Annotated in this window: 15 protein-coding genes; 9 read left to right on the top strand and 6 right to left on the bottom strand. The window is 49.1% G+C overall.

Features of this window, described 5'->3' with window-relative positions; translation table 11 throughout:
• Positions 1–22: 22 nt before the first annotated feature.
• Positions 23–796 (top strand): helix-turn-helix domain-containing protein, encoded by a 774-nt coding sequence (locus tag JWG88_RS20720; RefSeq protein WP_205235716.1) that lies wholly within the window; start codon positions 23–25, stop codon positions 794–796.
• Between the two features lie 36 nt (positions 797–832).
• Entirely contained in the window at positions 833–1,597 is a 765-nt protein-coding gene (gene recO, locus JWG88_RS20715) for a DNA repair protein RecO (protein ID WP_205235715.1), read from the top strand.
• Positions 1,598–1,618: 21 nt separating this feature from the next.
• On the opposite strand, the gene JWG88_RS20710 is transcribed toward recO, so the two are convergent.
• Both JWG88_RS20710 and JWG88_RS20705 read right to left on the bottom strand, forming a co-directional pair.
• Entirely contained in the window at positions 1,619–2,587 is a 969-nt protein-coding gene (locus JWG88_RS20710; protein ID WP_205235714.1) for a biotin--[acetyl-CoA-carboxylase] ligase, read from the bottom strand.
• A gap of 41 nt (positions 2,588–2,628) precedes the next feature.
• Positions 2,629–3,285, bottom strand: a complete 657-nt coding sequence (locus tag JWG88_RS20705; protein WP_205235713.1) for a biotin/lipoyl attachment domain-containing protein — start codon at positions 3,283–3,285, stop codon at positions 2,629–2,631.
• 373 nt (positions 3,286–3,658) lie between these two features.
• Here JWG88_RS20705 and JWG88_RS20700 point away from each other — a divergent pair, with 373 nt between their 5' ends.
• The 4 genes from JWG88_RS20700 (at position 3,659) to JWG88_RS20685 (ending at position 7,325) form a co-directional block, all read left to right on the top strand.
• Positions 3,659–4,567: a radical SAM protein gene (locus JWG88_RS20700; RefSeq protein WP_205235712.1), complete on the top strand. Its 909-nt coding sequence runs from the start codon at positions 3,659–3,661 to the stop codon at positions 4,565–4,567.
• Between the two features lie 191 nt (positions 4,568–4,758).
• Positions 4,759–5,610 (top strand): carboxy-S-adenosyl-L-methionine synthase CmoA, encoded by an 852-nt coding sequence (gene cmoA / locus JWG88_RS20695; RefSeq protein WP_240194654.1) that lies wholly within the window; start codon positions 4,759–4,761, stop codon positions 5,608–5,610.
• The gene (gene cmoB / locus JWG88_RS20690) at positions 5,610–6,566 is read left to right on the top strand and encodes a tRNA 5-methoxyuridine(34)/uridine 5-oxyacetic acid(34) synthase CmoB (protein WP_205235711.1); all 957 of its coding nucleotides are present in this window, start codon (positions 5,610–5,612) and stop codon (positions 6,564–6,566) included. Before cmoA ends, cmoB begins: the two co-directional genes overlap by 1 nt.
• 207 nt (positions 6,567–6,773) lie before the next feature.
• A complete protein-coding gene (locus tag JWG88_RS20685; RefSeq protein ID WP_205235710.1) occupies positions 6,774–7,325 on the top strand; it encodes a hypothetical protein in 552 nt (183 codons plus the stop codon).
• Between the two features lie 88 nt (positions 7,326–7,413).
• On the opposite strand, the gene JWG88_RS20680 is transcribed toward JWG88_RS20685, so the two are convergent.
• Together JWG88_RS20680 and hisC are read right to left on the bottom strand one after the other, a co-directional pair.
• Positions 7,414–8,412: a YhdH/YhfP family quinone oxidoreductase gene (locus JWG88_RS20680; protein WP_205235742.1), complete on the bottom strand. Its 999-nt coding sequence runs from the start codon at positions 8,410–8,412 to the stop codon at positions 7,414–7,416.
• Positions 8,413–8,588: 176 nt separating this feature from the next.
• Positions 8,589–9,650 carry a histidinol-phosphate transaminase gene (gene hisC, locus JWG88_RS20675; RefSeq protein ID WP_205235709.1) on the bottom strand — a complete coding sequence of 354 codons (1,062 nt, stop codon included), beginning with the start codon at positions 9,648–9,650 and terminating at the stop codon, positions 8,589–8,591.
• 531 nt (positions 9,651–10,181) lie between these two features.
• Here hisC and JWG88_RS22040 point away from each other — a divergent pair.
• The 3 genes from JWG88_RS22040 to JWG88_RS20660 all read left to right on the top strand — a co-directional run bounded on the left by JWG88_RS22040 (position 10,182) and on the right by JWG88_RS20660 (position 13,522).
• Positions 10,182–11,024, top strand: a complete 843-nt coding sequence (locus JWG88_RS22040; protein WP_205235708.1) for a rhodanese-like domain-containing protein — start codon at positions 10,182–10,184, stop codon at positions 11,022–11,024.
• Entirely contained in the window at positions 11,017–12,132 is a 1,116-nt protein-coding gene (locus tag JWG88_RS20665) for an NAD(P)/FAD-dependent oxidoreductase (protein WP_205235707.1), read from the top strand. Before JWG88_RS22040 ends, JWG88_RS20665 begins: the two co-directional genes overlap by 8 nt.
• Before the next feature lie 313 nt (positions 12,133–12,445).
• The gene (locus JWG88_RS20660) at positions 12,446–13,522 is read left to right on the top strand and encodes a LeuA family protein (RefSeq protein ID WP_205235706.1); all 1,077 of its coding nucleotides are present in this window, start codon (positions 12,446–12,448) and stop codon (positions 13,520–13,522) included.
• 153 nt (positions 13,523–13,675) lie between these two features.
• Here the strand turns inward: JWG88_RS20660 and JWG88_RS20655 are convergent, their stop codons facing one another.
• Both JWG88_RS20655 and amtB read right to left on the bottom strand, forming a co-directional pair.
• Positions 13,676–14,014: a P-II family nitrogen regulator gene (locus tag JWG88_RS20655; protein WP_205235705.1), complete on the bottom strand. Its 339-nt coding sequence runs from the start codon at positions 14,012–14,014 to the stop codon at positions 13,676–13,678.
• Between the two features lie 192 nt (positions 14,015–14,206).
• The gene (gene amtB / locus JWG88_RS20650; protein WP_337833150.1) at positions 14,207–15,547 is read right to left on the bottom strand and encodes an ammonium transporter AmtB; all 1,341 of its coding nucleotides are present in this window, start codon (positions 15,545–15,547) and stop codon (positions 14,207–14,209) included.
• Positions 15,548–15,673 lie beyond the last annotated feature (126 nt).

The following is a 15,673-nucleotide window of genomic DNA, read 5'->3' as shown; positions in this document are numbered from 1 at the left end:
GTTCAAGGACACGAGAATCATAATGACAGAGGATACACAAGATAAAACGGAATCCTTAGGCGAATATCTGCGTCGCTGCCGTAGAGAGAAAAATCTTTCCGTCGAAGACGTCAAGCAGGAATCCAGAATACCCGGAAAAACCCTGCAGGCCATGGAAGCCGATGACTACGCCATGCTTCCGGCCGATGCTTTTGCTCGGGGATTTTACGTACTCTATGCCAAAAACCTCAAACTCGACGCCCAGGACGTCCTGAGGAGGTTTGACCAGGAACGTCTGGCGAATCCGGATAATAGGAAATTTGCCTCTCCCTCGAAACAGGAAAAAGCAGTCAACACCATGGCCGCCAGGCCCTCCATGACCACTGGCGCAACGCTGGCTTTCAGCCTGGTGGTCATTGTTGCGGCAATAGCGTTGTTCAGCTGGTATTTTTCCTGGAATCCTGCAACATTCATCAGCTCGAAACTGCAGAACCTTCAGGAAGCCAGCACCGAACCCCAGGGTAAAGAAGGAGTTTCCGAAAGAGGGGTTACCAGAGAACAGTCCACTGAGAACCTCGCCGAAACCAACTATTTTCTCACCATAGATTTTCTTGAGGATACCGCCATTACCATCGCCGTTGACGGCAGTCTTCCGGAAAAGGAAGCATATACCGAAGGCTCCACCAGAAGCTGGTATGCAGATGAATCCATTTCCCTGATCCTGCCGGAATCGGCAGAGGTTGTGCTCTTTTTCAATGGGACTCAACTTGGACTGCCGGAGCCCGAAAACGGATTTATCACACTGGATCTCCCCTGAATACCAGCGCATCCACTTAAAGAGTTACCTTTTAAAATGTCCACCGTCAGCAAGGAAACAGATGCCATTGTTCTTGAATGTTTTGATCATGGCGAGTCTGACAAAATTGTCACCTTTTTCTCGGAAAACCATGGCCGGATAACGGGAATCGCCAAAGGCGCCAACCGCAGTAAAAAAAGGTTCCTCAACAAGCTTGAGCTTTTCTCTCATATTACCTTACGCTACAGTGAAAAGCAGCGATCTTCACTGGTCTTCATTGCCGAGGCGGAACTGCACAGCAGCCATATTCAGCTGCGCAGGAATTATGAGCGGTATATTGCAGCAACCTTTATTCGCGAAATCCTTCTCATCGCCACCACCGAAAGAGAGGAAGACAGGGAAATTTACAGCCTGCTGCTCTGGTCGCTGCAGGCCATAGACGAAGGCAGGGATCCTCTCGGCACCACTATTATCCTTCTACTGAGACTTTTTCAACGCCTGGGATATCAGCCCGCTCTGCTGGACTGCCGCAGTTGCGCCGCCCCATTCACCTCCAAAAGAAGCTACCGTTTTCACCATATGGCCGGAGGACTTATCTGTGATAACTGTGCCCGCGATGCGGCAGGAGGCGCCGCAGATCTATCGACGGGAACAATACGCATTCTGCAGTCTGCCATGAGCGAACCGGTTGAGCGCCTTCATAGACTGCACTTCTCCAGACAGGCGCAAAACCAGGCACTCACAATGCTGCACCGCTATGGCAGAAATATTTTTCAGCGGGAAATCCACTCCTGGAAGGCAATGCGCGGCTTAATGCAGTGAAAATATCCAGCGCAGGTATACTCAGACGCAAAATCTGATCTCACCGCTGTGCTCCGTGACCACCGAACCATCATCCAGTGTCATCTGCAGACCGCCATCGGGGGAAATGCCTGTTATTACGGCGGAATATTGCGGGGAATTGATAACATCATGGCCGAAAACAACCTTTTGCCCCACTATGTCGGAGAGTTCTTTCCATCTCTCGATAATCGGATGAGAAAATGAGCTGTCCTCCTGCAACCACTCAGTCTGCCGTGCCTCCACAAAGTAGAGAAGGCCGATATTCCAGGCGAGCTTGGCAATAAAGTTGAGACTAAAGCCCTTGAGATCTATCTCCTTTGCCACTCTGTTGCGCAGCGAGGTGGCAATATCACGCAATTCTCCTGGAAAGTCACGGTTATTGACGTTAATGCCAAAGCCGACAAGGTGGAACTGCTCGCCCCAGCGCGGTCCGGTGTAGCTTTCAATGAGAAAACCGGCGACCTTGACACCCTCTATCAGTACATCGTTTACCCAGCGCAGAAAGGTCTTATTGCCGCCAATCTCCAGACGTACGGCTTCACAGGCGGCAATGCCTACAGCGAGGGAGAGGAGCATGGTGGATCGCGGCGTCAGAGTATTGGCATGAAGAAGACAGCCCCACAGGCCCCCTCTCGGTGCATGCCAGTTTCTGGTGAACCTGCCCTTGGGACCGGTAAGGGTCTCCGCTACAATTATTCTGCCGTTCGGCACCGCCTTACCGCTTTTCTCCAAAGAATCAATATAGCGCCGGCCATGATCCATAGCCCGCTGTAGATATGGATGACACTCCACGGAGGAGCCGACAAAGGCGCCGTAGCGCATGATCTCATCGGCAACATCGCCCAGTGCGCCACTGCGGCGTTCCGGCAATTCGACCTCCTGCAAGTAGCGAAGAATTTCCTCAGCCGTCAACTCGAGATTTATCATGGGAATTAGTACCTTACAGATTGTCTTCTTGTTTTCTTGCAAGAAAATAATCTGCCTTAAGGTTCTTATCCAGCTCAGCTGGGTTAATTGTTCTTATCCCAATCTGCCTTAACCCGGTTGATTATCTTCTGTATCAAAGGAACCTTATCATTTGCACATACTCCAATAAGGGGAGTGCCCTGGTCGACGGATATTCCGGGTTTGAAATACACCGAATGGATAACTCCCGGCTCCCCTTCATAATAGATCGGAGTGTCCCGCTTCATCAGCGACATGGTAAGAATTTCATCGCCCGGAGCAATGGAGACGGAGCGGGCGCCCTTTTTCTCAATTCTTGCCTGGACATCCAGGGCAAAGAAATACTTGGCCCTTTCCGGTGCAGTGAAAAGATAAAGGACTTCCTGGAGGATGTTTTCGATAATCTCCTTTTTCTTCAGGGGATGACGGATGGTCATCAATTTTTCCCCGGCTTCGACAAACTGACCCTCCAGATCGGCGTTCAAATATGAGATGGTGCCGTTTATCTGAGAGTGAACCAGCTTGGGATTTCGTTCCCTGTTAATCTCATAGACAGCCGTACCGGGTATATGGTTCCATTCGCCGCCCGGCGAGTCCACCCCGTCGCCTTCGGCCACCTTAAAGGTGACCACTCCGGTATGTATTGCATTAACATCAATGTAATCATAGGGATCAGAGCGGTATTTCCCTATCAGTTCATCAAAATTTATTTCTTTCGACATAGCCAACCCTTGTGGTATTTCACTTGATGACCTTTTTGCTGGAGCTTGGGTATGCAAGTTTATTTATAACATTTTTCAACACGGTAGATTTATATACCTATAGAATATAGCCATGGCAAGTTTAAATCTTTCATTGACGGCGTCGCGATAAGCACCCGTAAGGGCATAAGCTCCGACTTCGGGAAAGCTCGATCTCCCGCGTTGCAGGTTTTCACCCAGCCATCTGACATCATGGAGACCAGATTATCTCTATTGATTTGTTGCAATCATACAGTAAATTGCATGTGGGATGGCCGCTTACTATTGCCGTGTCTGACTTAACGATGCATGCTATCATGATAACCGTTAAGAAAAAATACTCCACATAAACATTATGAGAAAAATAGCTTTTGGATATTCAACCCGCTGCAATATCAAATGCAGTCACTGTGTAGCCGCAGGCGAGGCACCGGAAACCACCAAAATGGAACCGGCCGCTGCACAAAGAGCTATCCGTGATCTGGCGGAGGCAGGTGTAACCGGGATCAGTTTCACCGCCGGTGAACCTTTTATCTATTTCGACGATCTACTTGAGCTGGTGGCACTATGTCGCGAACTCAGGATATACAGCAGGATCGTTACCAACTGCTCCTGGGCCACCAGTGCAGAAGTCGCGCAACACAAACTGGATTCCCTCAAACTCTGCGGGCTCTCGCAACTGCGCATGAGCTACAGCAGGTGGCATCAGCAGCATGTCCCTCGTCGGAATATTATCCACGCCGCCAATGGGTGCAAGGCATCCGGAATCGATTATTTCGTCTCTTTCGTAACCGATTTCTCAGAAGAAGATGATGCATATGAAGATTTTCTGCGGTACAATCAACTGAAATTTTTTCCCGAACCGGTTATCTATGCAGGACGGGCAAACAGCTTCGGCAGGCCGGCGATCTTCACCGATTATCAGGCTAATCGCTGCGCCATGAACCCTTATCTTGCGCCCGATTTCAACATGTATGCCTGCTGCGATGCCGGCAGCCATTTCAACACAACCAATTTTTTTCTCCTCGGCAGCCTCAAAGAACATAGTGCAGACGAGCTTTTTAAAAAACTGGAAAGCAATGCGCTGTATACCTGCATCCGAAATCAGGGAATTACCACAATAGCCGGTTTTGCCGGATTTAAGGCGCGGGAGATTGTCACCTATCGTAAATGCGAGCTTTGTCGGAAAATGTTTGATTCTCCGGAGATGCTGAAGATGCTTGTCCGGGCCGGCGCTGGTGAGCTGCAGGGCTGGAGTCGATAATAGAGTGGCGGACACGTAAGCCTTCCCCTTCTATCCAAACCGTGTCCTGAGCGCGTTCATCTATTGACATTCTGCCGCCGGCATAGAATATTGCATATTTTTCCGCTCCGTCTTACCAGTATTTAAAGAGATTTACTGGAATACGATGATCTCATAAAAGATAATCTCTTAAAAAATTACCACGATGCCAGATGGCTCCAAAAACCAGCAACGCTGTGGATCGGGCTATCTTGAAGTCGGAGTTTATACCCGTACGGGGTGCTTTTCGCGACACCATCATAAATAACAAGCTCATGACAGATAAGCCTAAAGATACCCTTTTTCAGGTGGATTCAGTGCAGGAAGATTTTATCTTTTCCGAACGGGTGGTCGAAGTTTTCGACGACATGCTCGATCGTTCCATCCCCTTTTACCATGAAGTCATCCAGGCCACGGCTAATCTGCTGCAGAGGCTTCTCAGAGATGATGACCGGATAGTGGATCTTGGCTGTGCCACCGGCACGACATTGCTGGAATTCTGCAGGCTGATTGCCAATGATTCGATCCGCTATCTTGGCGTGGACAACTCCCCCGCCATGCTGGACAAGGGCCGGCTCAAGGCGGAGTTGTACAGCAAAAAGAAAAAAATCGAGTTTCTCGACCAGGATATCATGAACATTTCGCTTCCGGACACCGGCGTCTTCATCCTCAACTATACACTCCAGTTTATCCGACCGGTTCTGCGGCAGGAGTTTCTACAAAGAGTTTTCGATAACCTGCGGCCCGGCGGCGTGCTCATCCTTGGAGAAAAAACCATACGCCACGATCCTCTCCTCAACAGGATTTTCATTGATCTCTACCATCAATACAAGCGGCAAAAAGGATATTCCGAGTTGGAGATAGCCAAAAAACGTGAAGCGCTTGAAAATGTATTGATCCCTTTTTCCATCGAGGAAAATAAAACTATTCTGAAAAAGGTGGGTTTCCAATCCATCGAAAGCTACTTTCAGTGGTTCAACTTCGTTTCCTTTGTCGCCATAAAACCAACGGGAGCCATTTCCTGATGGATTATCTCGCCAAGCTTCCCGTTTCACCATTCCATGATACTATCGTTGCGGAACACAAGGCAAAGCAGAAGTGGGTGAACCAGAAAAAGAAAGGCTTTCTGCGCTACCGTGAACCCTGCGAGGCGCTTTCCCGCTTTCGGGCACGACATGTGGACTGCAGCGGAGAGACAGTTATCATCGGTGACAAAGAAGAGGTAGAGAAACAGGAGCAGCAGTGGATCAGGGAAAACCTGGAGGCGTTCATGCCCTGGAGGAAGGGTCCTTTTTCGATCTTCGGAACCGATATAGATGCGGAATGGCGCAGTGAGAGAAAATGGCAACGCCTGGTGCCGCGGCTGCCTGATCTTCAGGGAAAGGTGATCGCCGACATCGGCTGCAGCAATGGCTACTACATGTTTCGCATGGCGCCCTACAATCCCGCCATTATCGTGGGGTTTGAACCCTCGGTGCAGCATTACTACTGCTTCCAGGCCCTGAGAAACATGGCAGGGCTGAGGAACCTGCATATCGACCTGCTCGGTGTGGAACATATCGGACTTTTCCCGGAAATCTTCGATGTGATTTTTCTTATGGGAGTTATTTACCACCGCTCATCTCCGGTCGATGTCCTCAAAGAGATATTCAAAGCCCTCAAGCCCGGCGGTACCCTACTCCTCGAATCACAAGCCATCCCCGGCGAGGAGCCTTATGCCCTCTTTCCGGAAAAGACGTACGCCAAAGTGCCGGGCACCTATTTTGTCCCTACCGGAAAGTGCCTTCAACACTGGATGCAACGTGCTGGATTTGAGGATGCCCAGCTCTTTTGCTCCCATCCCATGTCGGAAAAAGAGCAGCGCAGAACCAAATGGATGACTTTCGAGTCTTACAGCGATTTTCTCAATCCCCAGGATTCATCACTCACCATAGAAGGTTATCCGGCACCTTTTCGGGTCTTTCTCTGCGGAACCAAATAATGATCGGGTTATTACGCATCCTGGGTATTTTCGCAATCTCGGGAAAATGCAGGCACCAATCAAGGGACAAAAGTAAAGAACTCCATTGCCTTTCGAGGAAACAGGATATACAATTCCACAACATTTATTCTCAGCTGAACGCCTTGGAATTTTTAATCATGTGAACTATACGTTTTTTTTAATCTTAATTGTAACAGGAGTCGATATATGGACAAATCAAACTGCACCCTCTATCACGGCGGCCTCAAAGGCGCCGAAGCCACCTTTGGTGAAATGGCCGAAAAATATGGCATGAAGGAGGTTATCTATACTTTTGAGGGACATAAACTCAACAGGGACAAAAACAGTGTGGTTCTCAGCCAGGACGAGCTCGAGCGCGGCGACATCAGCATGGAACTGGCTTCCCGCATGCTCAATCGAACCTATTACGAAACAGATAAAATCAGAAAAGTCCTGCAGACCATTTTCCATATGGTGAACAGCGGTCATCAGATATTTGTCATAGGAACAATACAGGAAGGCGGGTCCGTGAAAGGCGGAACCGGTTGGGCCGTTGAACTTGCCAAGATGTTCAACCGTCCGCTGCACGTTTTCGACCAGCCTTCCAAAAAGTGGTTTACCTGGAAGGATGGCGGCTGGCAGGAAAATAGCCCGAAGATCGAATACGATACCTTTGTCGGTTCAGGAACGAGGTATCTCAGCGATGCGGGCAGAGAAGCCATACAAAAGCTCTATGCGGACTCTTTTGGCGAGGAGTGATTTTGCCGGCAGCTCACAGAGGTTGGAAATACACAAGCCCGGCTCATTCCGAGACGGGCTTTTTCTGCATCAAGCCGGTGCGGAAAGATCAGGCATCCAGATTGACTACTATCCGTCCCTTCTGTTGTCCCTGAAGGATCAGACCAATATGGTGCTCAAGCCCCTCCATGCCAATCTCTTCACAGATGTCCTTCAATGCTTCCGTTTTCCATTTATCTCCTAAAAGATCCCAAATTTCCCGACGAAGGGGCATGGGGCAATTCTGCGAATCTATTCCTATCAGCCTGACACCGCGCAGAATAAAAGGATACACGGTAAGGGGCAGATCGGGGGAGGCGACATTGCCGCAGCAGGTAACAGTCCCCAGGGGCTTTGTCGACTTGATCGCCGTGACCAGTATGTCTCCGCCTACAGTATCGATGACTCCGGCCCAGGTTGTCTTGAGCATGGGTTTACCGCTGTCGTCCCGAGCCTCATCCCTGCCGATGACCCGGTGTGCTCCGAGCTTCTTCAGGAATCTCTTGCCTTGAGGTTTGCCGGTTACGCCAACTACCCTGTAGCCCAGTTTTGCCAGCAGGGAAACTGCCAGAGAACCCACCCCGCCGGAAGCTCCGGTAACGAGGATTTCACCGTCTTCAGGGGATACATCCTGCACCAGGGCATGAACTGACAGTGCCGCCGTAAATCCCGCGGTTCCAAAAATCATGGCTTCGCCCAGACTGAGGCCTTTCGGCTTTCTCACGACCCATTCAGCCGGAACCCGGATGTACTGCTCAAATCCCCCGCAGGTATTCATACCGAGATCATAACCGGTGACCAGCACTTCGTCCCCTTTCCTGAACTCGCTATTCTCACTCTCCACCACGACTCCAGAGGCATCAATACCCGGGGTATGTGGATATTTTCGGGTAACACCTCGGTTGCCGCTGGCCGAAAGAGCATCCTTATAATTCAGAGATGAATATTTTACCCGTATCAGAACTTCGCCTGGCGGAAGATCCTTCACCGCCTTCTTCTTAATATTCAGTTCGAATTTTCCGGGGGTGATTTCCTCAACGACCAGTGCCTTAAATATTTTGTCATTGATTTTCACTCTTTTCTATTCTCCACTATCTATAGTTATCCTCAAAAAAAATCTACCATTTTGGAATTTACAGTAATCGGGAGCCGGTAAAGCTCTCTAAAAAAATGTATTTATCTATTCTAGTATAATTCGATCCACTTTTCCAGCATAAGTTCAAAACATTGGTCATTGTCGATCTTTCAGAGATCTGCTATTTCATCCAGCGTCGTGATTAGCTGACCACACTCAATGTCGCTACCTACTGTAATCCTGAGAAATTGATCAATTCTAGGCTGCTTAAAATGCCTTACGAGAATATTTTTACGACGTAATGCGCTGCTTAACTCCAGCGCATCGCAACGTTCATTTCGTGCAAATACAAAGTTAGCCCGCGATGGCAGGACCTCGAATCCCCGTTTCGTCAGTTCACTGGTCAGCCATTCCCTGGTAGTAATGATCTTCTTCCGGGTAGTTTCAAAATGCTGTCGATCAGACATTGCCGCCGCACCTCCATAGATGGCAAATCTATCGAGAGGATAGGAGTTAAAACTGTTCTTCACCCTCTCCAGAGCCTCGATCAGGTTCTTTTGTCCAATGGCAAAACCAACGCGAAGTCCGGCAAGAGAGCGGGATTTCGACAAGGTCTGGATAACAAGGAGGTTGTCGTATTTGTCAATCAGCTCAACAGCGGATTGCCCGCCAAAATCAATATAGGCCTCGTCGATAACCACTACTGATTCCCGGTTCGCCTGCAGCAGTGATTCAATCTGCTGCAACTCGAGAAAGCATCCGGTTGGGGCGTTGGGGTTGGCAAAGAGGATGCCGCCATTGTCGCGCATATAGTCTTCAATCCTGATCGTAAAGTCCTCTGCCAGTGGAATCTCACAACATTCGACATCATAAAGACCGCTGTAGACAGGATAGAAACTGTAAGAAATATCGGGGCAGAGAAGAGGCTTTTTCTGTTTCAGCAGAGCCTGGAAGGTATGGGCAAGCACCTCATCGGATCCATTGCCGACAAAGACACTGCTCCTGTCAATGTGATAAAATTCGGCTACGGCATTTCGCAGATGCTCCGATTCCGGATCGGGATAGAGACGCAGAGCATCACCTGCCTGTCTTTCCATTTCCCGCAGGGCAAGGGGTGATGGACCATAGGGGTTTTCGTTGGTGTTCAACTTGACAAGGTTCTCAATTTTCGGCTGTTCACCCGGCACATAGGGCTCCAACTTTTTTACCTTTGAACTCCAATACTTGCTCATCTGCCTGTTCCTTTTTCGTTTGCTCTTTTCAAAGCTCTGCTTCTCACTAACGCCGGTAAAGGCAAGTAAGTACCTTGGATGCATATCCAGCTCGACAATTTCAAATGCGTTCCTCCTTTTCTTGTTCTTATGACAGAAGTTAAGGAGTAAGGTACTAAGTAGCTGGAATTTATCAATCACAATCGCAGTAGCCGACTAAACTGCCATTGAAAGTAACCAGGATATTAATTTTTGCCATCATTTTCGACCTTCGGATGAATCCACCTTGATCTTTTTCGGCCATTCGCTACAATCTAACAAGGTACTTGAAGTATTTTCCTCGTCCGTACCGACTCAGAAAAGAACAAGCAGTTGTTCTTCAGCATGGTCCCATAACGATAGCCAGTCAACATTAAATTAGACTTTCTGTATGTTTTTGGCGACCAACCTGACAGACAAAGCCTGGATAAAAAGGCTCAGCAGCAAAATTTTCTGTTGGACCCATATTATCCTTAAGACAGATAGATTACAGACGAAACAGGGGCCCCGAAAATGCACTGGAAACAATTTCTAACTCCCGCTCAATCACTTGATAGTGAAGAAGTGCGGGAACTGCAAAAAAACTCAACTGAAGAAATTCAGTTTCTTGACGTCCGCCAACCTTCGGAATATCGAATTTCCCATATTCCGGGAGCCAAACTTATTCCGCTACCGCAACTGGCGGGCTCGCTCGATCAGCTTGATCGGCAGAAACCCGTGGTGGTCTACTGAGCCATCGGCGGGAGAAGCCGCGTGGCGGCTCAACAGTTGGCAGGCAAGGGATTTAAGGAAGTCATAAATCTCAAAGGCGGTATGAAGGCCTGGGATGGACATGAGGCTGTCGGTGCAGAAGACCAGGGGCTTGAGCTTTTTCACGACCTGGGATCCGCCGAGCAGGTTCTGAGGACAGCGTATTCGCTGGAACAGGGTCTCGAGGATTTTTACCTCCGCATGATGGAGAAGGTTTCATCCCCTGAGGTAATCGGACTTTTTAAAAAACTTGCCGGTATCGAGGAGATCCATAAGGAAATTCTTTTCGATGAATACATCAGACTTACAGGTGCCGATGACCTGAGCGTATTCGAAGAAAATCTGGAACAGGATGCTCTTGAGGGGGGAATGACAACAGATGAATACCTGCAGCGTGTCAACCCGGACTTTGAAAAAATTGATGAAGTGATCGGTTTGGCTATGTCGATTGAAGCACAAGCCCTTGATCTGTATATGCGCGCTTTGCAAAATACCAGCGACAGCCAGAGCAGAAAAATGCTGGAACGCATTGCCGGCGAGGAGAGATCTCACCTTGAACAGCTGGGATCACTCATGGATACGGTCCTGGAGAAGGCCGATGAGTAAAAAGCTTGTGTTGGCCGGCGGCGGGCATGCCCATATGAAAATTCTTGCCAACCTGAGGAATCTCAAGGATGCCGGCTACCTGGTGACCGTGATCCAGCCCTCTGCCTATCACTACTATTCGGGAATGGGTCCGGGAATGCTAAGCACTCACTACAGCCCGGATCAAATACGTTTCAAAACCCGCTTTGTCGTAGAGCGCCAGGGATGTCGTTTCTTCAAGGCCAAGGTCACCGGCATCAATGCAGACCAGAAGACAGTACTCACTGATACCGGAGAAACGATTCCCTATGACGTTCTGTCCTGCAATGTCGGCAGCTATGTGCCGTCATTGCCGATTGAAGGCTCCAGCAAAAATATTTTTTCAGCAAAACCGATCGAGAGGCTTTTGGAAGCACAGCAGAAGATTATCGCCAAATGCAACAGCAACTCCATCGCCATTGGTGTGATAGGCGGCGGTCCTGCCGCTGTAGAAATAGCAGGCAATGCCTATCACCTGGTGCGTACTACAGGGTGCAAAAATATCACCATCAGACTTTTTGCCGGAAAGAAACTGATGGAGGGTTACAGCCGATCAATTCAGAAAATTATCCGTAAAACCTTTCAGCACCGGGATATCATTATCGACGAATCGGGCTACGCCGCAGCGATTAATGATGGCACCATCATTCTTGAAAATGGTCAGCGATTTTCCTCGGACATTATTTTTCTGGCCATCGGGACCAAGCCGTCGCCCCTTTTTGCCGACTCCGGACTGGCAACAGGTCCCGATGGAGGTCTGCTGGTCAACGAATTCCTGCAAGCTACTGAAAACAAGAGTATATTAGGAGGTGGAGACTGCATTAGCTTTTCGCCAGAACCTCTGGATAAGGTGGGTGTCTATGCGGTACGGCAAAATCCTGTTTTGCTCCACAACATACAGGCTGTTCTGAACAATGTTCCTTTGAAAAAATTTCAGACTGGAGGAAAGTACCTGTTGATCTTTAACCTGGGTGAAAAAATAGGCGCGTTACAGAAAGGCCCCATAACCTGGGGAGGCAAGAGTGCTTTTTTTATCAAGGACTACATAGACAAAAAATTTATGCATCGATTTCAGGCACTGGAAAAATGACATTCCCCTTCTTTTTTGTAGTGTTTCTTCAATAATGAACAATTAGCACCTGAAACCTTTTCTCCGGTTAGCCTGTCCTTTCTAAACAGGACAGCTTCGCTACCTCCCGGTTATAACGATAATTAGAACCTTACGGATTTTTTTCTTGTTATTTTTTGCAAGAAAATTATCTGTCTAAAGGTTCTTAAACCTCTCAAGGGAGTACTGTGAAGAGTCCAGCTCAGCTGGGTTAGGATATTCCTACAGTTTTTAGCCGTGGCACCGGTATTGCAACATCTCCCGGTAAACGCCACTATTCCCTGAAGGAGGTCCGATGAACGCAATTATTGACACTACACTTCGGGAAGGGGAACAGACACCCGGTGTCCGGTTTTCTCTCGTAGAAAAAAAGCAGATTATCGACGGCCTGGTGGCAGTGGGGATCGGTGAAATCGAAATCGGCATCTCCTCTTCGCTGATCAGCTGTCCTCCCAACCTGATCGATTATTGCCAAAGAGTCCACCCCAAGCTTATCTGCTCCCTCTGGTGCCGCTGCAATAAAGACGATATCCGCTTTGCAGCCACTATCAGGCCCGATATTCTTTCTCTGTCTATTCCGGTGTCGGATATTCTTATTCGGGATAAAATGGGAAAGGACAGGGAATGGATCGCCAACCGGCTGACTACAAGCATTGACCAGGCAAAAAGAATGGGGATGCCAGTTGCCGTCGGTTTCGAGGACGCTACCAGAGCGGAGAAAAGCTTTCTCCTGCGCATGGCGGCACTGGCCGAGTGTCACGGAGCATTACGTATCCGTCTGGCCGATACCATAGGAACATCCACACCGCAGGAAATCATCGAATGCGTCAGCGCCGTTTCAGTGATTCTCAAACGGTGTGAAATAGCGATACATTGCCACAACGATCTGGGCATGGCTACCGCCAATGCCCTTTCCGCCCTGGAAAACGGTGCAACCAGCGCCGATGCCACAATACTTGGCCTGGGAGAAAGATGCGGGTGCACGAGCCTTGAGGAACTTGCCGGCATTTTGAAACTGAAAAAGAATATCCCATTCAATCTAAAAGCCATACGTCCCCTTTCCCGATATACCGCGAAGATAGCAGGAAGAATAATACCACCCAATCGTCCCCTTACCGGAGAGGATATCTTCACCTGCGAAACAGGACTTCATCTCCATGGGCTCTACAAGAATCCGGCGACATACGAGCCATATCCTCCCGAGACTATCGGCGCTACTCGCAAGCTTGTTCTCGGCCCAAAAGCCGGCAGAAGAGCAATCAAGGCACATCTGGAAGCACAGGGACATCGGGTCGCAGGAGTCATTGACGAGAGGAAGCTGAAATCAATCAGGAGCTTTCTGGCCAGCAACAGCTTGAATGACCCCGCATGACAACTCTTTTAACACAAGCTTATACGAAAAAAACCCCTGGCTTCTGGGGAAGCAGGGGCTTTTTCATAAATACGGCTGAGAATTCTCAGCCATGGTTGAAGTCAGCTTCCAAAAAACCGAAAACTGAGTCAAGGCTTTTCCCTTCACCTGAAATTACACGGCATCCTCGCCGCTTTCACCGGTCCGAATTCTCACAACATTTTCAACGGGCAGGACAAATATTTTACCGTCTCCAATTTTATTGGAATTGGCAGCATCACGGATAGTCATCACCACCTTGTCGGCAATGTCTTCCGTGACAACCAGTTCAATTTTCGTCTTAGGATTAAATTCTACCTGATACTCCGCTCCCCGGTAGATTTCCTTATGGCCCTTCTGTCTCCCATATCCTTTTACTTCGGAGACCGTCATTCCCGTAATACCGAGATCGTTCAGTGCCTCCTTTACGCCTTCGAGCTTGAAGGGTTTTATAATCGCCTCTATTTTTTTCATGATACATCTCCTTTCGTAACTATTCAGGCTGTTCCGCATTGTATTATTTGGCCAACCCCTTCGTAACTGTTTAGCAGGGCACCATTTGCCCATAAGCAGGGCGGTTAGCTATACATTGGGTATGCTGGACGCCTGATCATGGACAGGTAAGCGTAGACTCCGGATGGTGTACTGCTGAATAGTTATCTCCTTTCAGTCTTTGGTGAATTCCGGGTAGGCATCGAGGCCGCATTCGGAAATATCGCAACCTTCAAGCTCTTCCTCTTCACTCACACGAATCCCCATAACGGCCTTGATTATCAGCCAGGTGATAAAACTCGTACCAAAAACCCAAGTGAAGATGACGACTATTCCGATGAGCTGGGCAACGATTGAACCTTCAGGATTGGTAAAGGAAACGGCGAGAAGCCCCCATATTCCCACGACTCCGTGCACGGAAATCGCACCTACCGGATCATCGATTTTTGCCTTGTCGATGAAGACGATGGCGGCAACGACAATCAGACCACCAATAGCACCGACTATAGTGGCAAGCAGAGGACTGGGAGTAAGCGGTTCAGCGGTAATAGCCACCAACCCGGCAAGAGCCCCGTTGAGCGCCATGGTGAGATCCGCTTTACCGAACCAGGCACGGGAGAAAAGCAGTGCGGCGACAAGACCACCTGCAGCGGCGGTATTGGTATTGACAAAAACCATGGCTACCGCATTGGCCTCCTCTATGTTGCTGATCTTCAATTCGGATCCGCCGTTGAATCCGAACCAGCCTAACCAGAGGATAAAGGTTCCCAGAGTCGCCAGCGGCAGGTTGGCGCCGGGGATGGCATTTATTCTTTCCTTAACATATTTTCCTGCTCGGGGACCAAGCAGCAGTACTCCGGCAATAGCGGCCGAGGCTCCGCAGAGATGTACGACGCCGGATCCGGCAAAATCGAGAAACCCCAGACCGTCGAGAAAACCGCCGCCCCACTTCCAGTATCCCTGGACTGGGTAGATAAAGCCGGTCATCACCACGGCAAAGATCAGAAAAGCCCAAAGCTTCATGCGTTCGGCAACGGCACCGGAGACAATCGACATTGCCGTGGCCACAAAGACAACCTGAAAGAAGAAATCAGACATCTTGGAATAGTAGGTCGCTCCGCCGCTGGCCAGGACATCATCGACACCATTGTCGGGACCGAGGAAGAAGCTGAGACCCGGAATGACGCCATTGCCGTCACCATACATGATGTTGTAGCCGACAACCATATACATGATGCAGGCGATGGAATAGAGCGCCACGTTTTTGGTTAGTATCTCGACGGTGTTCTTGCCACGCACAAGACCAGCCTCCAGCATGGCAAAACCTGCCGCCATCCACATGACCAGCGCACCGGACATGAGAAAGTAGAAGGTATCAATCGAATAGGCGAGATGTATCACGGTATCGCCAAGACTTCCATCCTCCGCCAAAGCCGGAAATCCGGCAGCCAGAACTGCGAAAAAAGCGGCCCCGCCCCAATAGGTTTTAGGTTTCATTCGTATTCGTACTTTCACAACATGTTCCTCCTGAAGAATTAATTTTTACCTGCCTGCATAAAGCAGATAATTTTGCACGGCAAATTTTCTGAGTTCCCTGTTTACAAGTGGCATGCCAGATGAGGCGATTTCTGATTTAACTCT

The organism is Desulfopila inferna (genome assembly GCF_016919005.1).
Classification (GTDB): domain Bacteria; phylum Desulfobacterota; class Desulfobulbia; order Desulfobulbales; family Desulfocapsaceae; genus Desulfopila_A; species Desulfopila_A inferna.
Note: the sequence above shows the minus strand (reverse complement) of the source record. Positions and strands in the feature narration are given on the sequence as shown.

Coding starts and splice junctions, on each gene's coding strand:
- JWG88_RS20720 (WP_205235716.1), top strand. CDS start 23: ATGACAGAGGATACACAAGATAAAACGGAATCCTTAGGCGAATATCTG.
- recO (WP_205235715.1), top strand. CDS start 833: ATGTCCACCGTCAGCAAGGAAACAGATGCCATTGTTCTTGAATGTTTT.
- JWG88_RS20705 (WP_205235713.1), bottom strand. CDS start 3,285: ATGTCGAAAGAAATAAATTTTGATGAACTGATAGGGAAATACCGCTCT.
- JWG88_RS20700 (WP_205235712.1), top strand. CDS start 3,659: ATGAGAAAAATAGCTTTTGGATATTCAACCCGCTGCAATATCAAATGC.
- cmoA (WP_240194654.1), top strand. CDS start 4,759: ATGGCTCCAAAAACCAGCAACGCTGTGGATCGGGCTATCTTGAAGTCG.
- cmoB (WP_205235711.1), top strand. CDS start 5,610: ATGGATTATCTCGCCAAGCTTCCCGTTTCACCATTCCATGATACTATC.
- JWG88_RS20685 (WP_205235710.1), top strand. CDS start 6,774: ATGGACAAATCAAACTGCACCCTCTATCACGGCGGCCTCAAAGGCGCC.
- hisC (WP_205235709.1), bottom strand. CDS start 9,650: ATGAGCAAGTATTGGAGTTCAAAGGTAAAAAAGTTGGAGCCCTATGTG.
- JWG88_RS20665 (WP_205235707.1), top strand. CDS start 11,017: ATGAGTAAAAAGCTTGTGTTGGCCGGCGGCGGGCATGCCCATATGAAA.
- JWG88_RS20660 (WP_205235706.1), top strand. CDS start 12,446: ATGAACGCAATTATTGACACTACACTTCGGGAAGGGGAACAGACACCC.
- JWG88_RS20655 (WP_205235705.1), bottom strand. CDS start 14,014: ATGAAAAAAATAGAGGCGATTATAAAACCCTTCAAGCTCGAAGGCGTA.